The 4,892-nt window shown below is 50.9% G+C and carries 5 protein-coding genes; all 5 read right to left on the reverse strand.

The window, feature by feature from the left end:
- Window positions 1–327, reverse strand: a 327-nt coding sequence (locus O6944_05375; protein ID MCZ6718568.1) for an NAD(P)-dependent oxidoreductase, incomplete at its 3' end; no start/stop codon positions are given.
- Between the two features lie 18 nt (window positions 328–345).
- Window positions 346–1,563, reverse strand: coding sequence for an HAD-IIIA family hydrolase (locus O6944_05380; protein ID MCZ6718569.1), 1,218 nt, complete (start codon window positions 1,561–1,563; stop codon window positions 346–348).
- Window positions 1,564–1,761: 198 nt separating this feature from the next.
- Window positions 1,762–2,331, reverse strand: a complete 570-nt coding sequence (locus tag O6944_05385) for an ATP-binding protein (GenBank protein MCZ6718570.1) — start codon at window positions 2,329–2,331, stop codon at window positions 1,762–1,764.
- A 107-nt stretch (window positions 2,332–2,438) separates the two neighbouring features.
- Window positions 2,439–3,116, reverse strand: a complete 678-nt coding sequence (locus O6944_05390; GenBank protein MCZ6718571.1) for an SIS domain-containing protein — start codon at window positions 3,114–3,116, stop codon at window positions 2,439–2,441.
- A gap of 529 nt (window positions 3,117–3,645) precedes the next feature.
- Window positions 3,646–4,833, reverse strand: a complete 1,188-nt coding sequence (locus O6944_05395; GenBank protein MCZ6718572.1) for a nucleotidyltransferase family protein — start codon at window positions 4,831–4,833, stop codon at window positions 3,646–3,648.
- Between the last annotated feature and the right edge of the window lie 59 nt (window positions 4,834–4,892).

Here is a 4,892-nt window from a genome sequence, read left to right on the forward strand (position 1 = left end):
TGCTGCCTTGGCCAACTCAGCCAAATGCACCGAAGCCTGATAGTTAATCTCTTCGGTCCAATGTCGGTTTAAGTTTCCAACGGGATCATTGCTCAGAGCTGCCAAGTGCACTACGGCATCAAAGCCCTGCACGTCATGTAGTTGCAAATCTCGAATGTCCTTGTGAATGGACGGAACTCGAGTTACTTCTGGCACGAGTAAGCATGACTTGAAATAATCTGAATCCAAACCCACGACAGCATGGCCGGCTTTCAGGAAGCGTGCAGCCATGACAGAACCCAGATAGCCGTTATGACCGGTCATCAATACACGCATGGGTGCACCCATTGTGTTAGCCTCCTTTAATTAATGAGCACCGTTGACTAGGTTGCGGGTCAAGTCAAGTAATGTTAGGTGATCCGAAACAAGAGCTGACGGACATCCAGCTGCGTCGGCGGCCTGGGCATCGCGTTCATCGTCTCCAATAAAAAGTGTGCGGCTCAGGTCCAAGCTCAAATCCCGTTGGACCTGAAACAGCATGCCAGGCTTAGGTTTGCGGCAGTCGCAGCCTTCACCCCAATCATGGGGACAATAGTAGATCGCTTCTATGTGAGCGCCATAATTCGCCACTTCCGACTGCATCTGTTGATGAATATGTGAAAGGTCTGCTTCTGTCATGGCACCACGTCCGATGCCTGCCTGGTTCGAAACTACGATTACCCGGTAGTGCGCTTCCTTGAGCAAGCGCAAGGCGTCCTTTGCGCCTGGGAGCCAACTGAATTCATCCCATGAACGGACATAGTGAGCTCTTTCTGGTTTTTTATTTAGCACACCATCCCGGTCGAGAATAACTGTTGGGCGACGAGCGAGAAAGGCTTCCGTGAGAGGTAGGCGTCTGTGCGAACCGATACTGTAATATCGGTGATCCGTTACGTAGGCGAGCAACTGTCGTTGTTCCGCTAGCCTGGGATATACTGCCACCTCAAATGGGACGTTGTCTTCGGATAACTCCTCCACAAGACGCTTCGTGATAAATGCATAGCTTATTTCAACACCCAGCAGATTTGGGCTCGTGCAACTTTTATCAAAGACGGTAACAAATCCATTCTTGTTGACACGGATAGAGTTTGTGGTGTAACCATCCTTGTTGCTGTATACGGTGATCATTGCAGGGACTTTTGCAGACGTAAACTTGCGCCACATCTTGTCGATCTGCATTGGCCAGTAGTTGTCACAATACATCAGGAGGAGGCAGGGGTCCAAGAGCGGCATCGCCAGTTTCATGCGTCGCGAGGTTTCATCCTCAACCGCAGAGACCGAATACTCTAATTTCACTCCCCATCGTTTCCCGTCGCCAAAATAATTCTGAATCACCTCAGGTAAGTAGCCTAATAACAGCAGAATACGATCAAAACCCTGGTCCCGGAGCATTTCCACCAAATACTCGAGAAAAGGCTTACCATGAATCTCGACCATAGCCTTGGGACGAGTATCCGTAATAGGCCGTAGCCTTGTGCCGCGTCCACCTGCTAGAATCACTGCTTGAGTAGGACGTTGTAGGTGTACGAGTTGATCCTCATGCATAGACGCGGTGGCCATTAAGAAATAGTTCCGATCCAAAATTTGACCCCTACGACGCATAGTCAGTGGATCATAAAAAAGAATAATTTCGGCTCAACTGAGTTCGCCGAAGTCCGCTAGCTCGTTCTGGTTGCTTTATTTTTGGATCGGTGTTACTTTCATGGATTAACAGGTGCGGCGAGTATTTAATTGTGAAACGAACTAGTTGGTGAGTTGTCCGACGTAATCCTTGATATAGCTAACAGCGGCGTTAACATTGCTTGACACATTCTTTTCCGTATTTAAATCAAAATGCGGGAAAGGAATATCCACCTCTATGGGCTCTCTCTTCAAGAATCGCTTCCAATTCTTTAGCTTCCAGCTGTCTCTCGCCTCCCCTCTTGAGCGGATCCGAGTGCGCAGGACCTTCTCAGAACAGTGACACCAGATGACGACCATCTCAGCTTTGCTTCTTATCGCGAGTTGGCTGATTGAAACCTGCCATGACCTTGTCTGGACGTCCTTGGTATGCGGGACATCCAAAAGGACGGAGTTTCCCAGCTTCAAATTTGCCTCAGTAATTCTATATAGTGCCTGGTAAAATCGCGGCCGTATCTTCTCGTAGCTACGACCATTCCTCGTGTGAGGGAAAAAAGCATCCGCAATGTGATTGTTATCGAGGTATACCGCCGGAACACGACGCAGGATCTCTCGCGACAGAGTGGTCTTCCCGGAACCGGCCACTCCCATGATCAATATTAAGCGTGGCTTCTGAAACGATCTTTTTCGCATTGCACCCGGGATCTTCGATTTTTGTTTAAAAAGTTATCTTGAAAAACTGAATGTTGCGCCCTGTGCCCGATTAGGGATAATTTGAACTGAGCGGAAAATGTGCGTAATTACTTTCGGCGAGGATTACTGCTAGAGCCGTCTAGGTGAACACTATCGTTACCTGGCTCGGTGGCCCAAGCCCCTCTCTTACTACCACTCACTTCGGTTACCGCTGTTTCTCTTGCCAAGCAATCCGTCAATAGATGGCACAACATTGAATGAGCACTCTCGACGATGCCATAAGCACCTTTCGCCGTCCGGAACAACAGATATTCATCCACCTTGCTTTTTAATGAACCGCCGTCAAATCCTAAAAGGCCGATCGTCTTCACACCATGGCCCTGGGCTGTTTCAACCGCTCTCAACAAGTTTGGCGAGTTACCGCTAGCTGAAATTACCATCAGCACATCACCGGGACGAGCAAAGTTTTCCAGCTGGCCAGAAAAAACCCTCTCATACCCCTCATCGTTTGCTAGGGCCGTAAGCCAAGATACGTTATCACTTAGACTCATCACTCGCATTGGCGATTTGCCAGATAACTTGGTAGCCTTGCCTAGGTCATTGGCTAAGTGAGAGGCAGTCGCAGCGCTACCGCCATTTCCAGCAATATAGACCATCGCGCCTCGCTCACGAGCCATGCTCAATTGTTGAACAATCCGCTCAGTCGCGTCGAGGTCTATCCGATGCAAAAGACTTCCAATTTCTCGGAGATAATCAGTAGCGATTTGCCTAATTTTAGAAGACATTTGCATTTCAATTAAGTTTATCCATTGAGTGGGAAGGTTGTGGGGCTCAAGTTTAACAAGACCCTCTATTAATAACGTTTAAACAACATCGGCGAAAGTCTTTTCCATCCGTCGGAAGTAAAACGCACCGCCAATTAATATGATCAGTGCCACCAGTGACGATAGTACGATCACGGAGCCGGGGGCTGTGTCCGTCCCCAGCAACGCCCATCGGAATCCTTCCACCACCCCCACCATTGGGTTCACACCGTAGATTGTTCGCCAAGGCTCGGAGAGCAGGCTGCTTGGGTACGCAATGGGTGTGGCAAGGAAGCAACTCTTTTCACTTATCTTTTAACCCCGATCCGACAAAAGAAATCAAGCCATATGCGATCGTGAGCTTGAGGTTGCAAGAGTGGCGACATTTTGACTGTAAGTTAGTAACCAAATTAAAGGTGAGTTGCTGATTCATGATACAGGCAGCTCTTGCTGCGATCCCATACGCATCAGGGACGATTTGTTGGCCTGATTAATGTCGGATCGGGGTTCATCAACGGTTTCTAAATGAACCCAATCCATACTGTCCGAGCAGCCGGAACGGCCGGATCAAATAGTGGAGGAAGGAGAAAGACGGCCGCAGCGGTAGAAACTCCTGATCTGCTGCATTCGGGCTTGTTGCGCGACTGAGGTAGTAGCGGGGGAAGTAGCGCAGACAGTACATTATTCTGTCACGTAGGCGTTCCCTCATCCTGAGATGGAAGAGGCGTGTTGAAGCTTCCAAAAAGAGAGGCGGAGTGTTCACCTCCTGGTAAAGCTGTTCGCGCACCTGGGTGGCGAGTGCCTTGACGGTGTGATCAGGTTGCACCCTTTGCCAGACTTCTCTTGGTAGGGGGGCTCCAAGAAGATCATGTGCCAGGAAAAGGCCAAGACAGAGCATGCGCCAACTTCCCAGCGTACGGGCCGCCGCCATGACCTCTTCCCAATCCACTCCCTCATGCACTCGGAGTAGCTCGGCAACGTCACAGATCCATTTCAGGCGTTTCCAACAATGCTTGGCCCCGTGCACGCACAAGATCAGAAGCAAGTCCTCCGGCGAGAGGGTAAGTGCCGTCGTGCCACCGAGGGATAGCGGTTTGGCGCGCTCCCACAAGTGCTCAGGATCAAGAGGGAAAGAGAAGTACCCCGGAGCGATACCCCAGTGCAGATCCACAATGCTGCCATTGCCGTGTACCAGGCGGTCCTCCCAGGTCCGCTCACGCTGACACCGGTAGCCCTGAGCGACCAGAAGATCTTTCGCACTCAGAACGTCCTGCTTGCGGACCATGATATCCAGATCGCCGAACTGCCGGAGTGCCAAGTTCCCGTACAAGGTAGCGGCCAGGACCGGCCCCTTAAACGGGATGGCAGAAATCCCGTGGGCCTCGAATAGAGACAGAATGCGACACAGTTCCGCGGTTAAGAGCAAGTTGTGTCGGGAGTTATGATGAAAATATGCTCGGAAACGATCCAAATGGCCATCCAGAACTGCTTCTGGACCGCTGGCGTTAAGGTGCCAGTACAGAAGCGGCACCACCCTGCGTTTATGCGCCGCCTGGAGCAGATAGTCCCAATTTATGTCTTCCTGCAGCAACTGCCTGATTCGCTCGGCTCTTTCGGCGTCCATGGCCGTCCGGGCGCAGCACAGCAGTAATTCAGCCTCAGGGCGCATGTCTGTTGCTGTGGCGTTATTAGACGGCAAGGGTCAGCCCCTCTTCTACGAACTGTGCTAATTCACGAAGCGCTGCGAGGTTGGGTGGC

This window comes from Gammaproteobacteria bacterium, from assembly GCA_027296625.1.
In the GTDB taxonomy this organism is placed as follows: Bacteria; Pseudomonadota; Gammaproteobacteria; order JAKEHO01; family JAKEHO01; genus JAKEHO01.